Raw genomic sequence first — 20,744 nt, forward strand, 5'->3', positions numbered from 1 at the left:
GAGCTTGCTCCCGCTGGGCTGCGAAGCAGCCCCAAAAAGCTGAATGCTATCTGCCCTGCACACCGCATTCGCTGATTTTCAGGGCTGCTGCGCAGCCCAGCGGGAGCAAGCTCCCTCGCCACAAATAGGTATGCCTGGAAATCAGCTGTTTTCTTATTCGAGGGTTTTGAGATGTCCACTCTGATTCGCCCGGCCTTGAGCCTGTTATTCCTGATGACCTTGATCACCGGTGTCGCGTACCCGCTGGTGGTCAACGGCGTGGCGCAAGTCGCCTTTCCCGTCCAGGCCAATGGCAGTTTGGTCGTCGATGCCGCCGGCAAGGTCCGTGGTTCGACGCTGATCGCCCAGGATTTCACCGGCGATGCCTGGTTTCATCCACGGCCATCGGCCGGTGCCTTTGCCACGGTCGCCAGCGGCGCCAGCAACTTTTCCCCGAGCAATCCGGCCCTGGCCACCCGAGTGATCGATGACGCTCACCAACTCCTGGTGCCCGGCCAGGGCCCGGTGCCGCTGGCATTGCTGACCACCTCCGCCAGCGGGCTGGATCCGCACTTGCCTCCGGCGGCGATTGCCTATCAACTGGCGCGTGTCGCCGCAGCGCGCAACCTGCCGGCCTCGACCTTGCAGCAACTGCTTGACGACAACACCGAGCAACCCTTGGTGGGACCTCCAGTGGTGAATGTACTGGCGCTGAACCTGGCCCTGGAAAAACTGTAAAACCTGTGGGAGTAGCGCCTGTGGGAGCAAAGCTTGCTGCAGCAAAAGCCTGCTGTAGCAAAGCTTGTGGGAGCAAAGCTTGCTCGCGATCAAGGCGACACGGTTCAACTGATGAACCGCGTTATCGTTCATCGCGAGCAAGCTTTGCTCCCACAGGTCCAGCTCCCATAAGCTTTGCTCCCACAGGTCCAGCTCCCACAGGCTTTGCTCCCACAGGTCCAGTTCCCATAAGCTTTGCTCCCACAGGTCCGACTCCCCACAGGGTGTTTGATCAATATTTGAAAGAGATTTCCACGCCATGAGCGACTCCGGCCGCGCCGACGCACTGTTAGCCAATCTGCCCCGCAACGACCGTGGTCGACTCAAGGTCTTTCTTGGCGCGGCCCCAGGTGTCGGCAAGACCTACGCCATGCTGCAAGCGGCCCACACCCAACTGCGTCAAGGCGTGAAGGTCATCGCCGGAGTGGTGGAGACTCACGGTCGAAGCGAAACCGAAGCGCTGCTCGGCGGCCTGGCGCAGCAGCCGTTGGTGCGCTCGGAATATCGCGGTGTGATGCTTGAGGAAATGGACCTCGACGGCCTGCTCGCCGCCCACCCGACCCTGGTTTTGGTGGACGAACTGGCCCACAGCAACGCGCCCGGCAGTCGCCATGCCAAGCGCTGGCAGGACATTCAGGAACTGCTCACGGCTGGCATCGATGTCTACACCACCGTCAATGTCCAGCACCTGGAAAGCCTCAACGACCAAGTGCGCGGCATCACCGGTGTGCAGGTGCGCGAGACGTTGCCGGATTGGGTCCTGCAGGAGGCCGATGAACTGCTGCTGATCGACCTGCCACCGCGTGAGCTGCTGGAGCGCCTGCGTGATGGCAAGGTCTACGTGCCGGAACAGGCCCGGGCGGCGATCGATGCGTTTTTCACCCAGACCAACCTCACCGCATTGCGTGAGCTGGCCATGCAGACCGCCGCCGCTCAGGTCGACAATGACCTGGCCCAGGGTTATCGACAACTGGGCCAGGCCGCGCCCGCGGTACGCGGACGCTTGCTGGTGGGGGTGGACGGTGACGTGCAGGCTGAACGTTTGGTGCGTCATGCCAGCCGCGTTGCACAGCGTCGGCATCTGCCGTGGAGCCTGGTGCATGTGGACAATGGCAGCGCCCGTGACGAGCCCTCGCGCCAGCGCCTGCAGAATGCCCAGCAACTGGCCGAACGCCTCGGGGGTGAAGTGGTGCTGCTGCGGGCCGGCGAAGTGGCCAGGACGCTGATCCAGCATGCCAGCGAGCGTCGCGCCACGCTGCTGCTGGTGGGGCAGTCCCGGCCGCGTTTGCGGCGGCGGATGTTCGGCGGGGGGTTGGCTTCACGCTTGCTGCGCGATGCCCGGGGCCTGGAAATCAACGTGCTGGACAGCGATGAACAGCCCCGTCCCGCCCGCGTGCGTTCGAACGCCGTCCAGACCGGGTTCGACTATGTGTTGGCGCTGACCGCGACCGTGGCGGCCAGCGCATTGGCCTGGGGTATTTCAGGGTGGCTGGCGCTGCCCAATATCTCCCTGGTGTTCCTGATGGCGGTGCTGCTGGTGGCGGTACGCAGCAGCCTCGGCCCGGCGCTGGCCTGCGCGGCGATGTCGTTCCTGGCCTATGACTTCCTGTTCATCCCGCCGAATTTTTCCTTCACCATCCAGCGCGAAGAAGACGTGCTGACGCTGGTGTTTTTCCTGCTCATGGCCGCCCTGACTGGCAACCTTGCCGCTCGTCAGCGTCGCCAGTTGCAGGCCCTGCGCGACACCCAGCAGGAAACCGGCGAGTTGCTCGACCTGTCCCGCAAACTCACGGCCGCCACCGACCGCCAGGCGGTGATCAGCGCTGCGGCGCAGCACCTCAACGGTTGGCACGACTTGCAACTGTGCCTGCTCAACCGCGACAACCAGGGCGGTTGGAAAATCGAGAGCGGTGAGCCGTTGACGTTCACCGAGGCCGAGCGCGCGGCGGCCGACTGGTCCTGGCAGCATGATCAGCCGGCCGGCGCCGGCACTGGGACATTGCCTTCCGGGCGTTGGTGGTGGTGGCCATTGTCGGCGGAGGGCGGGCCGCTGGCCTTGCTGGGCGTATGCCCGAAAGAAGGCAAGCCGTTGAGTGGCCAGCGTCGGCGTTTGCTGGCGGCCCTCAGTCAACCATTGGCCCAGGCGTTGGCCCGGGCGCAACTGGCTCAGGATCTGGAAGCGGCGCGCCTGCACGGTGAAACCGAGCAACTGCGCAGCGCCTTGCTGGCTTCAGTGTCCCACGATCTGCGCACACCGCTGACCGCCATGCGCGGCAGCATCGACAGCCTGTTGGCGCTGGGGGAGGCGATCCCGTTGGCCGATCGCCGTGAACTGCTCGAAGGCACCCGCGATGAGGCCGAGCGGCTGGATCGCTACATCCAGAACCTGCTGGACATGACCCGTCTCGGTCACGGTGCCCTGAAGCTGGCGCGGGACTGGGTAGCACCGGCCGACATCGTCGGCAGCGCGCTGAACCGCCTGCGGGCGGTGTTGGCACCGCTGGCGCTCAGTGTCGAGGTGCCCGCTGAATTACCCTTGCTCTATGTTCATGCGGCGTTGATCGAACAGGCCCTGGTGAACGTGCTGGAGAACGCTGCGCGATTTTCGCCGGCCCAAGGGCGGCTGTTGCTGAGCGCCGGGGCGACCGACAGCGAAGTGTTTTTTGCCGTGGCCGACGAGGGGCCTGGGATCCCTGAAGAGGAGCGGGCGAAAATCTTCGATATGTTCTATACCGCCGCGCGCGGTGATCGGGGCGGGCAGGGCACGGGGTTGGGATTGGCGATCTGCCAGGGCATGGTCGGTGCCCATGGCGGGCGCATCAGCGTGGCCGATGGTCTCGACGGGCGCGGCACCTGCATCACGTTGCACCTGCCCTTGCAGGCACAACCGGGCATGGACGATGAAGCTTGAGCGGCGCTGAGTTACTCTCGTCCTACCTGCTTGCCTTTTCACCTGAGTGCAACGAACGAACCCCATGAGCCAGACCGCGACCCTTTTGGTCATCGATGACGAACCGCAAATCCGCAAATTCCTGCGCATCAGCTTGAGTTCCCAAGGCTACAAGGTGCTGGAAGCCGGCACCGGCGCTGAAGGCCTTGCCCAGGCGGCGCTGAACAAACCCGATCTGCTGGTGCTCGACCTGGGCCTGCCAGACATGGACGGTCAACAAGTGTTGCGCGAGTTTCGCCAATGGTCGGCGGTGCCGGTGCTGGTGCTCTCGGTACGGGCCAGCGAAGCGCAGAAGGTCGAGGCGCTGGACAACGGTGCCAACGATTATGTGACCAAGCCGTTTGGCATCCAGGAGTTCCTTGCCCGCATCCGCGCCTTGTTGCGCCAGGCGCCGGCGGGCGAGCCACAGGAAGCCGCGCTGAAGTTTGGCCCGCTGACGGTGGACCTGGCCTATCGACGGGTGCTGCTGGACGGCAGCGAAGTGGCCCTGACCCGCAAGGAGTACGCCGTACTGGCGCAACTGGCGCGCCACCCGGGGCGGGTCATCACCCAGCAGCAACTGCTCAAGGACATCTGGGGCCCGACCCACACCGAAGACAGTCACTACCTGCGGATCGTGGTCGGTCACCTGCGCCAGAAACTGGCCGACGACCCGACCCGACCGCGGTTCATTGTGACCGAGGCGGGGGTGGGGTATCGGTTGTTGGGGGAGGGTGCTGTTTAGCCAAAAAGTTTCAAGCCAAGCACTGTTGTGGCGAGGGGATTTATCCCCGCTGGGCTGCGAAGCAGCCCCAAAAAAAGCTTCAGACATGATTTTTACCTGACACACCGAGTGTTCAGGTTTTAGGGCTGCTTCGCAGCCCAGCGGGGATAAATCCCCTCGCCACAGGAGGCCTGCGATCACATTCAGTTCTGTTCACTCTCATACCGATCCAGGGTGTCGCTGGCAATCTCCCGCCCCAACGCGATCAACTCCGGCGCCTTGTAGAACTCGAAGAACCGGCACACCCGTTTCGGCACGTTGATCAGCACATCCGGTGGGTAACCGGCGATTTTGTACTGGGCCAGCGAGGTCTGCATCACTTCGAAGCTCTGGTTGATCAAGTCCAGCAACGACGCCGGGCCGACGTTGTCGATGATGAACGAGCCAGTGGCGGATTTCGGTGCGCCTTCGTTCTCTGGCGCGGCGGCCGGTTGTTGGCCTTCGGGCTCGGCCGAGTCGATCCACGGGTTGATGTCCGCCGCTTCGGCCTTCAGGGCTTCCTGCTCCAGCAGCAACAACTGCTCGGCCTGCTTGCGGCGAAACGGCAGGCGCGAACCCAGGGAGCTGACCAGGGTGTCGAAGCGCCGCCGGAACGCGGCGGGGCGCGGGATCACCGGTAATCGGTACTGTCTCTGGTTGGTGGCGTTGAGGTTGACCGCGATGATCAGGTCGCAGTGGCTCGACACCACCGGCACGATCGGCAACGGATTGAGCAGGCCACCATCCACCAACATGCGGTTGCCTTGCATCACGGGCGTGAACAGGCTGGGAATCGCCGCCGAGGCGCGCATTGCCTGATGCAGGCAACCTTCCTGAAACCAGATTTCCTGCTGGTTGGTCAGGTCGGTGGCCACGGCGGTGTAGGGAATGCGCAGGTCCTCGATATTGATGTCGCCGACGATCTTGTGGATCTGCCCGAAAACTTTCTCACCGCGAATCGCCCCCAGGCGAAAGCTGACGTCCACCAGCCGCAGGACATCCAGGTAGTCGAGGCTTTCGATCCAGTCGCGGTAATCCTTGAGCTTGCCCGCGGCATAGATTCCGCCGACGACAGCGCCCATGGAACAACCGGCGATGCAGGCAATGTCGTAGCCACGTCGTTCGATTTCTTCGATCACCCCGATATGGGCATAGCCTCGGGCGCCACCGGAACCCAATACCAATGCGACACGTTTTGTCATGACCCGGCCTCTTGTCGAACAGACTTCAACAATGCACCCATCGACGGCTCGGCTCAATCGTTGTGGTGCAGGCGTCGTTTTTTGACACGCCGGCGTGGCATTTGCGTATTCTCATCCACACTGAATTTACACGGTCGGGTCTTGGCACTTTTTGCCGGCGCGACCGTCTTACCAGCACGACTGTTTTCCTGACTTGAGGTGTAATCGATGAAAGCCCGGATCTGCCTGCCCCTGGTGGCATCCCTGATGGTTCTGGCCCTGGCCGGTTGCGCAGGCAAAACCGCTTACCGTGACAGCTGCGGCAGCCAACTCGACAGCGCCTGGCGTGAACTGGACCTGGCCAAGGCCGAAGGTTTTGCCGGCACCGTCAGCTACTCCAAGGCCCTGTCCCTGCTGACGGGCGCCAAGACCCAGCAGCAATTCGAAGCATTCGAAGGCTGCGCCAAGAAAGCCGAGAAGGCACGTTTCTACATCCGCGAGTCCCGCGCCGGACGATAAAGGCCGCGACAAGCAATCAGCGGCAAGCTACAAGGGAAGGATGCAAAATCGCTTTCCACTTGTAGCTTGCGGCTTGATGCTCAAGGCTGTGTACGGAGTACGTCCATGATTGATCGGCTGGTGGCCCGCATACTGGGCCTGGAAGTCCGCCTGTTGGCCTGTCAGGCCCGCCTGAATGCCCATACCGACAGCGAAGCGCTGCATGACCTGCGCACCACGGTTCGCCGTTTGCGCAGCCTGCTTCGTCCATTGCGTGGGTTGCCCGGCGTCGAACAACTGGAAACGGCTGCTTCGGCGGTCGGCACCCTGACCACGCCTTTGCGCGATAGAGAAGTGTTGGCCGCTTACCTGGAGCAGCATGGCCAGGCCGAGGCGGCGCGGCGACGCCAGGTGCAAATGGCCGAGGCTTATCCCGCCGTGGCCGCGAGTGTTGAACTGGCGCAGTTGCTGATGATCCTCGACGCCTTCCCGCGCTTCATTCGCGCCGCCCAGCGTGAGGGGTTGCTGAAGGGCTTGCGCAAACGCATCGAAAAGCGCCTGGACAAACAGTGGAAGAAACTCGGCGAAGCCCTGCGCGATCCAGCCCATGACCGCCATCGATTGCGCTTGCTGATCAAGCGCGTGCGCTACGCCATCGAAGCCTACCCAGAACTCGACCGCCTGCCCGAAGCAGCCATGCCCCGGCTCAAGTCCGCCCAGGCCGCGCTGGGCGATTGGCACGATTGCTGGCAATGGCTGGCCAGGGCCAAGGAAGAAACCGATCTGCACGCTTGTGTGCCCACCTGGCACGCCACGATGGACAAGGCTGAGGCCAGGTCCGACAAGGTGCTCGACAAGCTGCTTGTCAGTTGCTTCAAATAATCCTGAACCCAGCACATCCCCCTCTGTGGGTTGGGGTTAATTCAAAGACTGCGGCTTTTCTGTCAGTCTCTTTGGCCGGAATGAGCCCTGTGCCGCCAGCCCGGGCTGGTTAAGATCCGTTCATCTTTTTCCCTGTTTTCGAGGTCGTCATGCGCTTTTCCGATTTGATCGATGCCGTGCGCCGGCAGCCAGGTGCGGTGAGCATTGCGCCTGAGTGGGGCCAGGGGCGGGCCAGTTTTGGTGGGTTGGTGGCGGCACTGCAATATGAGGCGATGCGTGCCCAAGTGCCGGCGGATCGCCCGGTGCGCTCGCTGGCGATCACTTTTGTCGGCCCGGTCGAACCCGATGTGCCTGTCAGTTTCGAAGTCGACGTGTTGCGTGAAGGCAAGGCAGTGAGCCAGGTGCTGGGGCGCGCGGTGCAGAACGGCCAGGTGGTGACCGTGGTGCAAGGCAGTTTCGGCGCATCGCGCTCGTCCGTAGTGGCGGTGCAGGCCGACCCCGCGCCAGAATTCAAAAGCGTGGAGCAATGCCAGGAACTGCCTTACGTCAAGGGCATGACCCCGGAATTCATGCGGCACCTGGCGATGCGCTGGAGTGTTGGCGGCTTGCCGTTCAGCGGCAATAAATCCCGGAGCATGGGCGGCTGGGTGCGCTTGCGCGGCGATGTGCAGGAGGAGCCGCTGAACGAAAGTCATATCCTGGCCTTGGTGGACGCCTGGCCGCCGGCCTTGTTGCCTCACCTTTCGCAAATGGCCCCGGGCAGCACGCTCACGTGGACCATCGAGTTCGTCCAGCCGCTGCTGGAGCTCACGACACTGGACTGGTGCAAGTACCTGGCTGAGATCGAACATGCCCAGGACGGCTACGGCCATGTCGCCGCGAAGTTCTGGAGCGCAGATGGCCGCTTGATCGCCCTGAGTCGGCAGACGGTCACGATCTTTGGGTAAGGCTGCTCCGGTTAAGACTTGCTTCGGTCAAGGCTTGCGGTGGTGACGGTGGCGCTCCCGCCAGGCGCGCCACCAGCCACCGCTGAGAAAGAACCGCGGAAAAGTCAGGAACTGTTCCACCAGCAGGCGTGACACGGCATCCTTGCGATCGCTGAACGGCTCGGAGGCCTGGGCCTCCAGGCTGTGTCCGTGACGTTGCAAGCCGAGCGCCGCGACCAGGCCGATGATGCCGATGGCGATATCACCCAGGCTCAAGCTGAACACCCCCGACACAATCAGCAGAAACGCGATGATGAACAGCGGCACGGCAATCAGGTGCAACACCAGGTTGGTGGGGTGCCGATGATTGTTGGGGTAGGCGCGCCATTGCCAGGCCGGAAGATTGGGGTGACGTTTGCCCATGATGCTGTTCCTTGAATGAAACTGAATAATCCAAGGATAGGTCCGGTCGGGCGGGGCGGCGAATGGCGGTTGGCTATCGAAGCGATAGGCGGCCATACAGTTTTGCTGTTGTGGCGAGGGACTTATCTGTGGGAGCAAGGCTTGCCCGCGATGGGCGCGATGCGGTCTTTGGTGAACCGAGGTTCCCCCATCGCGGGCAAGCCTTGCTCCCACAGAGAGAATCTCCTCACCACAGTGGGACTAGGGCAAGCCAGCGTTCTACAGTTTCAACTGCCCAATCGCCTTGCTCAACTCGCCCGCCAACGTCGCCAATTCGTGGCTGGTGGTGGCTGAGTCGACGGTCTGGCGCACGGTGTTCTCGGTCACGTCGCGAATGCTCACCACTGCTCGGTTCATTTCCTCGGCGACTTGGCTCTGCTGTTCGGCCGCGACAGCGATCTGGGTGTTGCTCTCGCGCATTTGCGCAACCGCTGCGGTGATCTGTGCCAACGCATCGCCGGCCTCGCGGGCCTGTTGCACGCAATCGTCGGCCTTGAGCGAACTCTCCTGCATGAAATCCACCGCGTCTCGAGTCCCGGCCTGCAGGGCCGAGACCATGGTGGTGATTTCATCGGTGGAGGTCTGTACCCGCTTGGCCAGGTTGCGCACCTCGTCGGCCACCACGGCAAAACCCCGGCCCATTTCTCCAGCCCGTGCTGCTTCGATCGCTGCGTTCAGGGCCAGCAGATTGGTTTGTTCGGCGATGCTGTGGATCACGCTGACCACCCCGTTGATCTTCTGGCTGTCTTCGGCCAGGCGCTGGATCATTTCGGCGGTCTGCTGCACACCCGAAGACAGCCCGGTGATCGATTGCTGCACCCGACCGACCACTTCCTGACCGTTGCCGGCCAGGGTGTCGGCGGTTTTCGACAGGTCGCGGGTGGCGCCGGCATGCTGGGCGATGTGATAAACCGTGGCGGACATTTCGTTGATCGCCGTGGCCGCCTGATCGGTTTCGCTTTGCTGGCCGAGCATGCCGTGACGAACATCGTTCATGCTCGACGCCAGGCGCGCCGCACCGCTGTCCAACTGCCGGGCGGTGCTGGCAACGGTGTCGACCACCCGTTGATAACCGGCCTGCATGGCGTTGAACGCCGCCGCCATCTGGCCCACTTCGTCCTTGCAGGCCAGGGGCACGCGGGCGGACAGGTCACCGGTTTTTTCCACGTGCAGCATTACGTCTTTGAGTGTGTTGAGCTGGCTGAGCAGAAAACGGATCAACAGCTGCGAGGCGCCCAGCATCGCCAGCATCAACACGAACACGGCTGCGGCGTATTGGCTGAAGCGTTCACCGAACACTTGGCTCAGGCTCACACCTTGGGCCAGCACGGCGATTTGTTGGCCGTCACCTCGACGGATCACTTGGGCGCCCAGCAGCGGGTCGTCGCCAAACAGCAGCGCGCTGTCGAGTTTGACCCAGCCGTTGGCCTGGGCCAGTGAGGGCAACGGTTGTTTGTTGAACACTGGGACTTGGTCGCGCTGGAATACCAGGAGGTCATCGGCCTTGGGCAGGGGTTGGCTGGCCGGCCAGGCAGCAAGCACGTGTGCCTGGGCCTGGGCATTCGCCTGGGCTGCGTGGTTGCGCGCCTGCTGTTCGAGGTGCACCGCGTAGAGCACCAGCAGCAATGTGGTGACAAAGGCGACCGCATTGACCGCCCAGAATTTGTATTTCAACGAGATATTGCTAAGCCAGGCACCCATGGAAGGTCTTCTCTGATAGCGGAAACAGCATTGGCAAGGTGCCATTATTCTGCCGCTACTCAGGTGACGGGATTTTGATGTGGGTCAACAGACAACATCGAACCCAGGGGGTTGTGTGGATCAACAGACAATCAGATCCCTTTGTGGGAGGTCAGGAGGAGAGTGTGGGCAACCCGAAAAACGCCCGGGCGCAGGCAGTGCTGTGGGCTGCCAGGTCTTCCTGGGTTTCGCCCCGGTGCAAGGCCACTTCGCGCAGGACCTCCGTCAGGTAGGCTGGTTCATTGCGGCCATTCTTGGGTTTGGGCCTCAGCGTGCGGGGCAGCAGGTACGGTGCGTCGCTTTCGAGCATCAGCCGACCACGAGGTATCTCGCGTACCAACGGGTGCAGGTGCGTGCCCCTGCGTTCGTCGCAGATCCAGCCGGTGATGCCAATGTGCAGGTCCAGATCGAGGTAGCTGAACAGTGCCTTTTTTTCACCCGTGAAGCAGTGCACCACGGCCGCCGGCAACTGATCGCGAAAATCCCGGAGGATGTCCAGCAAGCGCTGGTCGGCGTCGCGTTCATGCAGGAACACCGGCAGTTGCAATTGGACTGCCAAGGCAAGGTGCTCCTCCAGGACCTTTTCCTGCTGCGGTCGGGGGGAGAAGTCCCGGTTGAAATCCAGTCCGCATTCACCCACCGCGCGGACTCGGCTGTGCATCAGCAGCTCCTTGAGGTGCCGGGCGCTGTCGGCGGTCCACTCGCTGGCGCTGTGGGGGTGAATGCCGGCGGTGGAAAACAGCCGCTCACCCGTGTCGTCGAGGTGTTGGCACAGTTCCAGAGCCTGTTCGCTGCCCTCGATACTGGTGCCGGTCAAGACCAGTTGGCAGACCCCGGATTCATAGGCGCGCTCGAGCACCGCTTGATGTTTGTCGGCGAAACTGGGGTTGGTCAGGTTGACGCCGATATCGATGAGTTGCATGGTGCTACCTCGGCCCAAAGGCTGGAAAGCATATCAGAGCTGTAGATTTATAAGAAAAGCCAAGAACTACAACGAGTTGAGGCTGTCTGTTAAGGCCGCGAGACACATCGGGTTGGTATAAAAGCCATCACTGTGCCAGTCTTCCGCACTTTTTCAGCGCCCCAGGCGCTCTGTTTCTGTCGACTCAGCCTCGTTTTCAAGGGAGGCGGTCCGCAGTATTCCTTCCGGAGAGTGGATGACACGTCCCCAGGTATTGCTACTGTTGTGTTGTTCGCTGTTGTTGCCAATGCCGGCCGAAGCACGGCTGCCCGGACCGGTGCAGGCGGTAGCGCCGGGCACGGTGCGCGACCTGGCGCAAATCCGCAGCAGTCGCGTGTTGAAGGTGTTGGTCAACCAGAGCCGCAACAGCTCCGGTGAAGTCCAGGGGCAACCCATCGGCGTCGAATACCATCGGCTGCGTGCTTTCGAGCAATACCTCAACGGCCACGCCCGGGATGGCCAGGAAATCACCCTCAAGATCATTCCCAAGGCCAAGGACCAACTGCTCGGTGCCTTGCAGCGCGGGGAGGGCGACCTTGTGGCGCCGGGTGAGCTGCTCGAGCCCCAGGCTGGCCAGGCGGTCAGCGCCAGCAATCCGATCCGTACCGGCGTGCCGTTGCTGCTGGTGGGTATCAAGGGCGAGAAGCGCTACACCCGCGTGGAACAACTTTCCGGCAAGACCCTGGCCCTGCCCAACGGCAGCGCAGCGGGCGACGCCGTGGGCCAGATCAACCAGAAGCTGGCGCTGCTCAAGCTGCCGCCGGTGAAGATCGAATGGGTCGATCCCACCCTGGCGGTGGAGGATGTCCTGGAAATGGTCCAGGGCGGGATTTTTCATTTGACCATCGTCGAGCAGCCCATCGCGGAGCGCTGGGGCAAGATCCTGCCCAAGCTGCGCTTCGACCGCCAGGTGCTGATCGGCGAGCCGGGTGACGAGTATTGGTTCGTTCGCCGTGACGCCGCCATGCTGCGGGCGAGCATCGATCGATTCCTGGTGACCTATAAGGTGCCCTCCAACCAGGACGCTGCATTCCTGCGTATCTACCGGCGTTTGTACCAGGTCCACTATCCGTTGGCCCGGGCCAATCGACAACGCCTGGAAAAACTGCGCCCGGTACTGCAAAAACATGCCGATGCCCAAGGCATGGACTGGCTCAACCTGGCGGCCCTGGCCTTCAAGGAGTCAGCCCTGCAACCCAACGCCCGCAGCGGTGCAGGCCCCACCGGCCTGATGCAGATCACCCCGTCGGCGGCCCAGCGGGTCGGGGTCGGTAATATCCAGAACCTGGATGCCAATGTGCAGGCCGGCGCCAAGTACCTGGCCCTCATCCGCCGCAAGTTCTTTGCCAGCCCCAAGCTCAACGAGCGCGAGCGCATGGCCTTCGTCCTGGCCGCCTACAACATGGGCCCCGAACGCGTCCAAGGCATGCGAGCCGAGGCCCGGCGGCGGGGGCTGAACCCCAACCAATGGTTCTTTCAGGTTGAGCGCATTGCCATGGAACAGGTGGGAATGGGCGCCGTCAGCTACGTTAATAGTGTGAATAAGTACTACTTGGCGTTTGACCGTGAACGCGAGTCGCTGGAGCCTGGAGATCAAAAGGTTGCCCTGCGTAAATAATCGATTAATTCGATTTTTATCTCGCATTTTTTGCGCTTTTAGTACAAGTTTTTTTGATTAATATAGCGACCAACAACCACACACCTAGGGATGAACCCGCATGAGCTCGTTGATCAATAAAGTCTTGTTTACTCGCGCTGGCTACGGCCTGACTGTCCTGCGCATTGTCGTCGGTATTATTTTCGCCGCCCACGGCTCGCAGAAACTCTTCGGCCTGTTCGGTGGCTACGGCCTGGCAGGCACGGCGCAGTGGATGGAAAGCATCGGCCTGACCCCGGGCTACGTGATGGCGACACTGGCGGGCGGTACTGAGTTTTTCGCCGGGTTGGCGCTGATCATCGGCTTGCTCGCGCGTCCTGCAGCACTGGGCCTGGCCTTCCTGTCGCTGGTGGCGATTTTCTCTGTGCACATCGGTAACGGCTTGTTCATGGCCAACAACGGTTATGAGTTTGCCCTGGCGTTGCTGGCGGGCAGTATTGCCGTGCTGATCGAAGGGGCGGGCAAGCTGTCGGTCGATCGTGCCATTGCGGGTTGACTGCACGATTTGAACCCGTCTTGTACGTGATGCTGTTCACTTCGGAAAAACGGCGCTTCTTCCAGAAATGGGAAAGCGCCGTTTTTTTGGTTTTGTTGTTTTGGTGTGTATATCCGTTTTTTGCGTAACGGCGGCTTATGGTTCCGCTCTTACAGCGGGTCACTTTTGAGAAGCGCAAAAGTAACCAAAACGCTTCTGCCCCACCACTTGGCACCTCGCTTAGGCTCGGTGTGCCCTCACTCCGGCATTGCTCCGTGGGCCCGCCGCGAAGGACCATCCATGGCCCAGCGCGGCTATCCCGGCATCCATGCCGGGATGCCCACTCCACAATGCCTGCGTTCGGCCAGCGTGGTTAACGGGGCGCCGAGATCAACGTCCACCGCGAGGCGGCCTTATAGCCGACCTGGTTCTTGGTGGGACCGTGTTTTTCCTGTGGGAGCGGGCTTGCTCGCGAAGGCGGTGTGTCAGTTTGCGGTGATGTTGGATGTGCCGGCCTCATCGCGAGCAAGCTCGCTCCCACAGGTTTTTATATCGTGTGCAAATGTTGTGAACGCCCACAACCCCCTGTGGGAGCGAGCTTGCTCGCGATAGCGGTGGTTCAGTCACATAGATGCCGACATGTGCCCCGCTCTTGCTCTTGCTTTGGATCTTGATCTGGGGCGCCCCGTTAACCACGCTGGCCGAACGCAGGCATTGCGCAGTGGGCACCTCGGCATGGACGCCGAGGTAGGCCGCGCTGGGCCATGGATGGCCCTTCGCGGCGGCCCACGGAGCAATGCCGGAGTGAGGGCATGCCGAGCCTAGGCGAGGCACCGAGTGGTGGGGCAAAGCGCTTTTGGTTACTTTTGGCTGGTCCGGCTCCCGGCTCTTCCAAAAGTGACCCGCTGTAAGAGCGGAACCCTAAGCAGCCGTTACCGCAGCAATGGATATACACACCAAACCATGCCTCTCGGAACAGATAATCAGAATCTTCAATAATGGTGGCTTAGGTGAACAGCATTAGGTACAAGACGGGCCTTTTTATGCGGAGTGATTCTTGACACTGGCCAGTCAGCTTCTCTAGGATGCCGCTCATGCGCCGATTTAAACAGCTACTTGCGGGGCGCCAGGTGACTCATCCAGTTGCCGATAGAAGCCGGAAGACAAGGCTTCGAAATACCGCTAAAGCGCTGGTTCGGTGTTGCCTCTCACCTGCCATGCAGACTTTTGAGGCAGAGACACGACACGATGAACGCACCCAGCCCCCTTGTACGTCTTGCGCCGATCACGGCGAACCTTGTGCAACGCAACCCGAAAATTCTCCTGGGCGGCACTCACCAGCCAACGCTCTTGCGCTATCTCGACGGTTGGCCGCGTCGCAACCACGGGCCCGCCGCTTTCCTGATCCAGTTTGTCGAAGACGGTGAGTCGCTGGCGCGGTTCGCCAATGACAGTTTCGACCTGGCCGTCATCCAGTCCCCCAGCGCGGCGGACGCTCCTGAAATGATCCGGCAACTGACCCGTGTCGCCCGGCAGGGCTTGATCACGCGCCGCTGAGGCGAGGATTACGGATACGCGATGTCCACGATGTAGACCCGTTTCTCGCCGGTAGGCGTCTGGACGCTGACCTCGGCATCCAGGGCCTTGCCGATCAGGGCCCGGGCCAACGGTGAGTCGATACTGATCAGGTTCTGCTTCAGGTCCAGCTCGTCCGGGCCGACGATGCGATAGCGTGATTCCTTGCCATCCTCATCTTCGACCGTCACCCAGGCACCAAAGTACACCTTGTTCGGATCGCTGGGTTTTTCACTGACCACTTTGAGCGCTTCAAGGCGCTTGGTGAGGAAGCGCACGCGACTGTCGATTTCCCGCAGCATTTTCTTGCCATAGGTGTATTCGGCATTTTCCGAACGGTCACCCTGGGCCGCCGCCTCGCTGACCGCCTGGGTCACCTGGGGACGGCGCACATGCCACAGTTCATGGAACTCAGCGCGCATCCGCGCTTCACCCTCGGGGGTGATCAGCGCGGTGCCGGCGGTGCGGGGTGGGCGATAACGGCTCATGGCAACTTCTTGTAATAGCGAAGCCGGGAGTCTATCAACCCTCGCGCAATACTGTCAGCGGGCTGGCGTTGAGCGCTCGACGGGTGCCAAACACCCCGGCCGCACCGATCAACAACGCCCCCAGCAGCGGCAATGCCAACAGCCATGGATGCGGATGCCAGGGCAGGTCGAAGGCGTACCGATAAAGCACCAGGCTCACCAGCTCCGAACCCAGGGCCGCAAGCAGGCCGCTGACCGCGCCCAGCAGGCCGAACTCGATGCGCCGGGCCTTGACCAGCAGAGGCCGTTCGGCGCCCAGTGCGCGCAACAGCGCGCCTTGGTGAATCCGCTCGTCGAGCGTCGCCTGCAGGCCGGAAAACAGCACCGCCATCCCCGCCGCCAGCACAAACAGCAACACGTACTCCACCGCCAGGGTCACCTGGGCCAGAATGCTGCGCAGTTGCTCGAGCAGGGCTTCGACTTGCAGGATCGTCACCGCCGGAAAGGCCCGGGACAGGTCGACGATCTGTTGGTCGTGGCCCGGCGCCAGGTAGAAACTGGTGAGATAGGTCGCCGGCAGATCCTTCAATGTGCCTGGCTGGAAGATCATGAAGAAGTTGGGCTGGAAATTGTCCCAGTTGATCTCCCGCAGGCTGGTGACCTTCGCTTCACGGTTGACACCCCCCACGCTGAACACCAGGCGGTCGCCCAGTTTGATCTTGAGGTTCTCGGCCACTTTGCCTTCCACCGAAACCCCGGGGATATCGTCCGGTGGCTGCTGTGGCCACCAGGTCCCTGCGGTGACGATGTTGCCCGCCGGCAGGTCTTCGGCCCAGGTCAGGCTCAGGTCACGTTGCAGCGCCCGGTCACCGGCCGATTCCTTGGTGACGAACTCTGTGGCCGGCTCGCCATTGATGCTGATGAGACGCCCGGGTACCACGGGGTAGAGCGGGGCCGATTGCGCCGACAATGCCAGCAGCTTGTCGGTGAAGGCCTGCTTGTCGTTGGGCAGGATATTCAGGGCGAAATAGTTCGGGGCGTTTTTTGGCAACTGGTTTTGCCAGGTGTCCAGTAATTCACCGCGTAACAGCGCGATCAGCGCCATGGACAGCAGGATCAGGCCGAACGCCAGGGCCTGGCCCGCCGCCGCCAAGGGATGGCGCAGCAATTGGCCGAGGCCCAGCCGCCAGGGCAAGGCGGCGCGGGCCAGCAGGCGACGCAGGCTCTGGAGCAGCAGCAACAACAAGCTGCCGAGCACCAGTGCGGCAACGACGCCACCACCGAGCAGGGCGAAGGTCAGGACCAGATCCAGGCTCAGGCGCCACATGATCAGGCCCAGGGCACCCAACGCGGCACCGTAGATCACCCAGGAGCTGGAGGGGATCGGCAGCATGTCCCGGCGCAGCACGCGCAACGGTGGTACCCGGCCCAGCGCAGCCAGTGGCGGCAGGGCGAACCCTGCCAGCGCCACCAGCCCGGTGCCGATCCCGGCGATCGCCGGCAGCAGGCCACCCGGCGGAACGGTGGTGGGCAGCAGGTCATGCAGCAGGGCGAACAGGCCCAGTTGGGCGATCCAGCCGAGCAGGGCGCCACTGATGCTGGCGAGCAGGCCCAGCACCATCAATTGCAGGCTGAACAGCGCCATGGTTTCCCGGCGTGACAGGCCCAGGCAGCGCAGCAGCGCACTGGCATCGAAACGTCGGGTGGCAAAGCGATTGGCCGAGAGCGCGACGGCGACACCGGACAGCAACACCGCCACCAGGCTGGCCATGTTCAGGTAGCGTTCGGCCTTGCCCAGGGCCCCACCGATCTGCCGGTTGCCGTCGCGGGCATCCTGCAGGCGTTGGTTGGCTTCAAGGCCCGGCTTGACCAGGTCGCGATAGGTTTGCAGCGCCGGCGCCGGGCCACGCCACAGGTCGCGATAGCTGACACGGCTGCCCGGTTGGACCACGCCGGTGGCCTCCAGGTCCTTGAGGTTGATCAGCACCCGCGGGGTGAGGCTGTAGAAGTTGCCGGCGCGGTCGGGCTCGTAAGTCAGTACGCGGCTCAGGCGCAAGGTCTGGTTGCCGACGTCGATGCTGTCGCCGATCTTCAGGTCCAGTGCCGTCAGCAGTCGTGCTTCGACCCAGGCCTCGCCAGGGTTCGGACGTCCGCCGATTTCTTCCGGGGCGAACGGGGTTGGGGTGCTTTTCAGCTCGCCTCGCAGGGGGTAGCTGTCATCGGCCGCCTTGACGCTGGACAGTTGGATGCCATTGTCGGTGGCCACGACGCTGGAGAACTCCACGACCCGGGCGTGTTCCAGGCCCAGTTCGGTGCCGCTGCGGATCTGCTCCGGGCGGGCGGGGGAGCTGCCTTCGAGCAGCAGGTCGGCACCGAGGAACTCGGTGGCGCGCATCATCATCGCGCCGTTGAGGCGCGCGCCGAAGTAACCGATGGCGGTACTTGCCGCCACCGCCACCAGCAGGGCGAAGAACAACACCCGCAACTCACCGGCGCGGGCATCGCGAAGCAATTGACGGACAGCGAGACTGAACAGGCGCAACAGCGGCAAGCGTGCCATCAAGGCTCCAGAGGGGCGACCATCTCGCCGGCTTCAAGTCGGATCAGGCGCCGGCAGCGATGGGCCAGGCGTTCATCATGGGTCACCAGCACCAGGGTCGTGCCGCGTTCCTTGTTCAATTCGAACAGCAGGTCGCTGATGCGCTCGCCGGTGTGGCTGTCGAGGTTGCCGGTGGGTTCGTCGGCAAACAGCACGTCGGGCTCGGCGGCAAAGGCGCGGGCAATCGCCACCCGTTGCTGTTCGCCACCGGAGAGCTGGCGCGGCGAGTGGGTCAGGCGCTGGCCCAGGCCAACGCGCTGCAACAGTTGCGTGGCACGTTCGCGGGCATCCTTGCGCCCGTCCAGTTCCAGCGGCAGCATGACGTTTTCCAGTGCGTTGAGGCTGTCGAGCAACTGGAACGACTGGAAGACGAAACCGACATGCTCGGCGCGGATCCGCGCGCGCTGGTCTTCATCCAGTGCGCTGAGGGCCTGGCCGGCGAGCGTCACCTCGCCGCTGCTGGGCAGGTCGAGGCCGGCCAGCAGACCCAGGAGGGTGGATTTGCCGGAACCGGACGCGCCAACGATGGCCAGGCTGTCGCCCTTGTTCAGTTCCAGGCTGAGTTCGTGCAGGATGGTCAGTTCACCTTCCGCGCTGGAGACCACTTTGCTAAGGTCCGTCGCGGTGAGAATGCTTGAGCCCATGGAGAATCCGATGCGTGTGTGGTTTTTGAGTGCCGGCCTGGCCTTGATGTGCATGGCCCAGAACGCAGCGGCGGGTACAGTCCTGATCGTTGGCGATAGTATCAGCGCGGCTTTCGGCCTGGATACCCGGCAAGGGTGGGTGTCGTTGCTCGAACAACGGCTCAAGGCCGAGGGTTTTGACGATAAAGTGGTCAATGCGTCCATCAGTGGCGACACCAGCGCCGGAGGCCAGGCGCGGCTGCCGGCGCTGCTTGCAGCCCATAAGCCGGACCTGGTGATCCTGGAACTGGGTGGCAACGATGGCTTGCGCGGACAGCCGCCAACACAATTGCAACAAAACCTTGCAGCGATGATCGACAGCGCCCGCGCCAGCGGAGCCAAGGTGCTTTTGCTGGGCATGCAACTGCCGCCCAATTACGGGCGGCGCTACACCGAGGCCTTTGCCCGGGTCTACAGCACCGTGGCCGAGGAGAAGAAAGTCCCGTTGGTGCCGTTTTTCCTCAAGGACGTCGGTGGCATCCCGACCATGATGCAAGGCGACGGATTGCACCCGTCCGTCGCGGCCCAGGGCCAGTTGCTGGAAAATGTCTGGCCGACGCTGAAACCGCTGCTTTGACGCTTTTCTACGGGCGGGCTTTCGGCTAATGTGGCGCCCCCGATTTGGAGCCCCCGATGCCGCGTCCCGCCTGGTCCCTGTTTGCCTACCAACTGATCGAGCCTGACGAGCAGCTGGATCTGTTCGCCTGCCAGGAAGTACGGGTGCACCTGGTGACCCGGCAGTTGGAGCTGGGTGGCTCGGCCGACCGGACCCTCTGCGGCAGCCTGCTGCCGGCCCAGCCGCGCTGGTCGAGCGTCGATCGCAAGATTTTCCAGGATCATCGCCTGTGCTCGCTGTGCCGGGCGATCCTGGAATCCCAGAAGCGCGGCACTTCGCCGATCTGGCCGGAGCTGCGGTTCGAGCTGTAGTCCCCTGACTCCCCACATGTCCCTTGTGGGAGCGAGCTTGCTCGCGATGGCGGCGGCACATTCAACATTGATGCAAGCAGACCCACCGCTATCGCGAGCAAGCTCGCTCCCACAGGTTTCATTTCAGTTCCAGACATGCTGCGCATCGGACGCCTGCCACCGCTCTCCCCGAAATAACAGGTGGCAGTGTACAATCGCCGTTTTCATACCCTGTTCGATCTGCGAAGGATTTCCCGGATGTTGCCGCGCTTGCCTGCCGTCGCCCGCTGCCTGTCTCTTGCCGCCCTGTGTATGGCGGGCCCCGTTGCCGCCCTGGAGCTGCCTCTGCCACCGCCGGGTGAAGACATCATTGGCCAGGTGCAGGTCATCAAGGCCAAATACGAAGACACCTTCGCCGACCTGGGCACCACCTATGACCTGGGCTACAGCGAGATGGTCGCCGCCAACCCGGGGGTCGATCCCTGGTTGCCGGGCGCTGGCACCGAGATCGTGCTGCCGACTCGCTTCATCCTGCCACCGGGCCCGCGCGAAGGCATCGTGATCAACCTGGCCGAGTACCGTCTCTACTATTTCCCCAAGGGGCGGAACGTGGTCTACACCTTCCCGCTGGGGATTGGGCGTGAGGGCTGGGGATCGCCGATCGCCCACACCAGCATCATCGCCAAGACACCGAACCCGACCTGGACCCCGCCGGCATCGATCAAGGCCGAACACGCCGCCGACGGCGACCCGCTGCCGAATGTCGTGCCGGCCGGTCCCGATAACCCGCTGGGCCCGTTCAAGTTCACCCTGGGCACCCCGGGCTACCTGATCCATGGTTCGAACAAGAAGTTCGGCATCGGCATGCGGACCAGCCACGGCTGCTTCCGGATGTTCAACAACAACGTCCTGGAAATGGCCGGCATGGTGCCGGTGGGTACATCGGTACGGATCATCAACGACCCTTACAAACTTGGCTTGAGCGGTGGCAAGGTGTACCTGGAAGCTCACACACCGTTGGACGACAAGGGCAACCCGTCGGTGGTGGACAAGCACACCGCAGTGATCAACGCGATGCTCAAGCGTGAAGACATCACCAGCAACTTGCGCATGAACTGGGACGTGGTGCGGGACGTGGTAGCGGCCGAAGATGGCCTGCCGGTGGAAATCGCTGTTCCGAACACCTCGGCACCGATGGTTACGAGCGCGCCGATCGACTTGCAGCAGTAAAAAGCTCGAAAACAACCCGCCGACGTTTCGCGATGTCGGCGGGTTTTTTATTGC

General features: G+C 62.6%; 19 protein-coding genes. 12 read left to right on the plus strand and 7 right to left on the minus strand.

The features are described from left to right. The first annotated feature begins 171 nt into the window (after positions 1-171). From kdpC to Q7F16_RS25735, 3 genes are all read left to right on the plus strand, one after another. On the plus strand, positions 172-717 hold the full coding sequence (kdpC, locus tag Q7F16_RS25725) for a potassium-transporting ATPase subunit KdpC (protein WP_409556537.1): 546 nt from the start codon (positions 172-174) through the stop codon (positions 715-717). A 298-nt stretch (positions 718-1,015) separates the two neighbouring features. Next, the gene (locus Q7F16_RS25730) at positions 1,016-3,667 is read left to right on the plus strand and encodes a DUF4118 domain-containing protein (protein ID WP_409556538.1); all 2,652 of its coding nucleotides are present in this window, start codon (positions 1,016-1,018) and stop codon (positions 3,665-3,667) included. Positions 3,668-3,731: 64 nt separating this feature from the next. Then, positions 3,732-4,430 (plus strand): response regulator, encoded by a 699-nt coding sequence (locus Q7F16_RS25735; protein ID WP_018603023.1) that lies wholly within the window; start codon positions 3,732-3,734, stop codon positions 4,428-4,430. A 182-nt stretch (positions 4,431-4,612) separates the two neighbouring features. Here Q7F16_RS25735 and Q7F16_RS25740 read toward each other — a convergent pair whose 3' ends face one another. After that, positions 4,613-5,650, minus strand: coding sequence for a patatin-like phospholipase family protein (locus Q7F16_RS25740; protein ID WP_014337255.1), 1,038 nt, complete (start codon positions 5,648-5,650; stop codon positions 4,613-4,615). A 207-nt stretch (positions 5,651-5,857) separates the two neighbouring features. Between Q7F16_RS25740 and Q7F16_RS25745 the strand changes: the two genes are divergently transcribed. From Q7F16_RS25745 to Q7F16_RS25755, 3 genes are all read left to right on the plus strand, one after another. Next, complete coding sequence (locus tag Q7F16_RS25745; RefSeq protein WP_014337256.1) at positions 5,858-6,148, plus strand: hypothetical protein; 291 nt, start codon at positions 5,858-5,860, stop codon at positions 6,146-6,148. Between the two features lie 105 nt (positions 6,149-6,253). Next, complete coding sequence (locus Q7F16_RS25750) at positions 6,254-7,009, plus strand: CHAD domain-containing protein (protein WP_409557325.1); 756 nt, start codon at positions 6,254-6,256, stop codon at positions 7,007-7,009. A 149-nt stretch (positions 7,010-7,158) separates the two neighbouring features. After that, on the plus strand, positions 7,159-7,956 hold the full coding sequence (locus Q7F16_RS25755; RefSeq protein ID WP_046063748.1) for an acyl-CoA thioesterase: 798 nt from the start codon (positions 7,159-7,161) through the stop codon (positions 7,954-7,956). A 27-nt stretch (positions 7,957-7,983) separates the two neighbouring features. On the opposite strand, the gene Q7F16_RS25760 is transcribed toward Q7F16_RS25755, so the two are convergent. From Q7F16_RS25760 to Q7F16_RS25770, 3 genes are all read right to left on the minus strand, one after another. Then, positions 7,984-8,358 (minus strand): Mpo1-like protein, encoded by a 375-nt coding sequence (locus Q7F16_RS25760; protein WP_046063749.1) that lies wholly within the window; start codon positions 8,356-8,358, stop codon positions 7,984-7,986. Positions 8,359-8,616: 258 nt separating this feature from the next. Continuing rightward, positions 8,617-10,098 carry a methyl-accepting chemotaxis protein gene (locus Q7F16_RS25765; protein ID WP_409557326.1) on the minus strand — a complete coding sequence of 494 codons (1,482 nt, stop codon included), beginning with the start codon at positions 10,096-10,098 and terminating at the stop codon, positions 8,617-8,619. A gap of 151 nt (positions 10,099-10,249) precedes the next feature. Then, a complete protein-coding gene (locus tag Q7F16_RS25770) occupies positions 10,250-11,059 on the minus strand; it encodes a TatD family hydrolase (protein WP_409557327.1) in 810 nt (269 codons plus the stop codon). Positions 11,060-11,294: 235 nt separating this feature from the next. On the opposite strand from Q7F16_RS25770, the gene Q7F16_RS25775 reads away from it, so the two are divergent. The 3 genes from Q7F16_RS25775 (at position 11,295) to Q7F16_RS25785 (ending at position 14,787) form a co-directional block, all read left to right on the plus strand. Then, positions 11,295-12,716 carry a transglycosylase SLT domain-containing protein gene (locus tag Q7F16_RS25775; RefSeq protein ID WP_046063752.1) on the plus strand — a complete coding sequence of 474 codons (1,422 nt, stop codon included), beginning with the start codon at positions 11,295-11,297 and terminating at the stop codon, positions 12,714-12,716. A 100-nt stretch (positions 12,717-12,816) separates the two neighbouring features. Beyond that, entirely contained in the window at positions 12,817-13,251 is a 435-nt protein-coding gene (locus Q7F16_RS25780) for a DoxX family protein (protein WP_018603042.1), read from the plus strand. Positions 13,252-14,478: 1,227 nt separating this feature from the next. Then, the gene (locus tag Q7F16_RS25785; RefSeq protein ID WP_024618163.1) at positions 14,479-14,787 is read left to right on the plus strand and encodes a hypothetical protein; all 309 of its coding nucleotides are present in this window, start codon (positions 14,479-14,481) and stop codon (positions 14,785-14,787) included. Positions 14,788-14,795: 8 nt separating this feature from the next. Here the strand turns inward: Q7F16_RS25785 and greB are convergent, their stop codons facing one another. The 3 genes from greB to Q7F16_RS25800 are packed head-to-tail and all read right to left on the minus strand — an operon-like array spanning position 14,796 to position 18,515. After that, complete coding sequence (greB, locus tag Q7F16_RS25790; protein ID WP_003199337.1) at positions 14,796-15,293, minus strand: transcription elongation factor GreB; 498 nt, start codon at positions 15,291-15,293, stop codon at positions 14,796-14,798. Positions 15,294-15,327: 34 nt separating this feature from the next. Beyond that, complete coding sequence (locus Q7F16_RS25795) at positions 15,328-17,832, minus strand: ABC transporter permease (RefSeq protein ID WP_079304298.1); 2,505 nt, start codon at positions 17,830-17,832, stop codon at positions 15,328-15,330. Next, positions 17,832-18,515: an ABC transporter ATP-binding protein gene (locus Q7F16_RS25800; RefSeq protein ID WP_003199342.1), complete on the minus strand. Its 684-nt coding sequence runs from the start codon at positions 18,513-18,515 to the stop codon at positions 17,832-17,834. Before Q7F16_RS25800 ends, Q7F16_RS25795 begins: the two co-directional genes overlap by 1 nt. Before the next feature lie 10 nt (positions 18,516-18,525). Here Q7F16_RS25800 and Q7F16_RS25805 point away from each other — a divergent pair, with 10 nt between their 5' ends. The 3 genes from Q7F16_RS25805 to Q7F16_RS25815 all read left to right on the plus strand — a co-directional run bounded on the left by Q7F16_RS25805 (position 18,526) and on the right by Q7F16_RS25815 (position 20,690). Continuing rightward, the gene (locus Q7F16_RS25805) at positions 18,526-19,131 is read left to right on the plus strand and encodes an arylesterase (RefSeq protein WP_014337266.1); all 606 of its coding nucleotides are present in this window, start codon (positions 18,526-18,528) and stop codon (positions 19,129-19,131) included. Between the two features lie 56 nt (positions 19,132-19,187). Further along, entirely contained in the window at positions 19,188-19,481 is a 294-nt protein-coding gene (locus Q7F16_RS25810; protein WP_003199347.1) for a hypothetical protein, read from the plus strand. Positions 19,482-19,718: 237 nt separating this feature from the next. Beyond that, positions 19,719-20,690: a L,D-transpeptidase family protein gene (locus tag Q7F16_RS25815; protein ID WP_046063754.1), complete on the plus strand. Its 972-nt coding sequence runs from the start codon at positions 19,719-19,721 to the stop codon at positions 20,688-20,690. Positions 20,691-20,744: the final 54 nt, after the last annotated feature.

Source organism: Pseudomonas sp. Lb2C2, assembly GCF_052112205.1.
Lineage (GTDB): Bacteria > Pseudomonadota > Gammaproteobacteria > Pseudomonadales > Pseudomonadaceae > Aquipseudomonas > Aquipseudomonas kilonensis.

Bases quoted from the DNA above. Each gene is read 5' to 3' on its own strand.
- kdpC (WP_409556537.1), top strand. From the start codon at position 172: ATGTCCACTCTGATTCGCCCGGCCTTGAGCCTGTTATTCCTGATGACC.
- Q7F16_RS25730 (WP_409556538.1), top strand. From the start codon at position 1,016: ATGAGCGACTCCGGCCGCGCCGACGCACTGTTAGCCAATCTGCCCCGC.
- Q7F16_RS25735 (WP_018603023.1), top strand. From the start codon at position 3,732: ATGAGCCAGACCGCGACCCTTTTGGTCATCGATGACGAACCGCAAATC.
- Q7F16_RS25740 (WP_014337255.1), bottom strand. From the start codon at position 5,650: ATGACAAAACGTGTCGCATTGGTATTGGGTTCCGGTGGCGCCCGAGGC.
- Q7F16_RS25745 (WP_014337256.1), top strand. From the start codon at position 5,858: ATGAAAGCCCGGATCTGCCTGCCCCTGGTGGCATCCCTGATGGTTCTG.
- Q7F16_RS25750 (WP_409557325.1), top strand. From the start codon at position 6,254: ATGATTGATCGGCTGGTGGCCCGCATACTGGGCCTGGAAGTCCGCCTG.
- Q7F16_RS25755 (WP_046063748.1), top strand. From the start codon at position 7,159: ATGCGCTTTTCCGATTTGATCGATGCCGTGCGCCGGCAGCCAGGTGCG.
- Q7F16_RS25760 (WP_046063749.1), bottom strand. From the start codon at position 8,358: ATGGGCAAACGTCACCCCAATCTTCCGGCCTGGCAATGGCGCGCCTAC.
- Q7F16_RS25765 (WP_409557326.1), bottom strand. From the start codon at position 10,098: ATGGGTGCCTGGCTTAGCAATATCTCGTTGAAATACAAATTCTGGGCG.
- Q7F16_RS25770 (WP_409557327.1), bottom strand. From the start codon at position 11,059: ATGCAACTCATCGATATCGGCGTCAACCTGACCAACCCCAGTTTCGCC.
- Q7F16_RS25775 (WP_046063752.1), top strand. From the start codon at position 11,295: ATGACACGTCCCCAGGTATTGCTACTGTTGTGTTGTTCGCTGTTGTTG.
- Q7F16_RS25780 (WP_018603042.1), top strand. From the start codon at position 12,817: ATGAGCTCGTTGATCAATAAAGTCTTGTTTACTCGCGCTGGCTACGGC.
- Q7F16_RS25785 (WP_024618163.1), top strand. From the start codon at position 14,479: ATGAACGCACCCAGCCCCCTTGTACGTCTTGCGCCGATCACGGCGAAC.
- greB (WP_003199337.1), bottom strand. From the start codon at position 15,293: ATGAGCCGTTATCGCCCACCCCGCACCGCCGGCACCGCGCTGATCACC.
- Q7F16_RS25795 (WP_079304298.1), bottom strand. From the start codon at position 17,832: ATGGCACGCTTGCCGCTGTTGCGCCTGTTCAGTCTCGCTGTCCGTCAA.
- Q7F16_RS25800 (WP_003199342.1), bottom strand. From the start codon at position 18,515: ATGGGCTCAAGCATTCTCACCGCGACGGACCTTAGCAAAGTGGTCTCC.
- Q7F16_RS25805 (WP_014337266.1), top strand. From the start codon at position 18,526: ATGCGTGTGTGGTTTTTGAGTGCCGGCCTGGCCTTGATGTGCATGGCC.
- Q7F16_RS25810 (WP_003199347.1), top strand. From the start codon at position 19,188: ATGCCGCGTCCCGCCTGGTCCCTGTTTGCCTACCAACTGATCGAGCCT.
- Q7F16_RS25815 (WP_046063754.1), top strand. From the start codon at position 19,719: ATGTTGCCGCGCTTGCCTGCCGTCGCCCGCTGCCTGTCTCTTGCCGCC.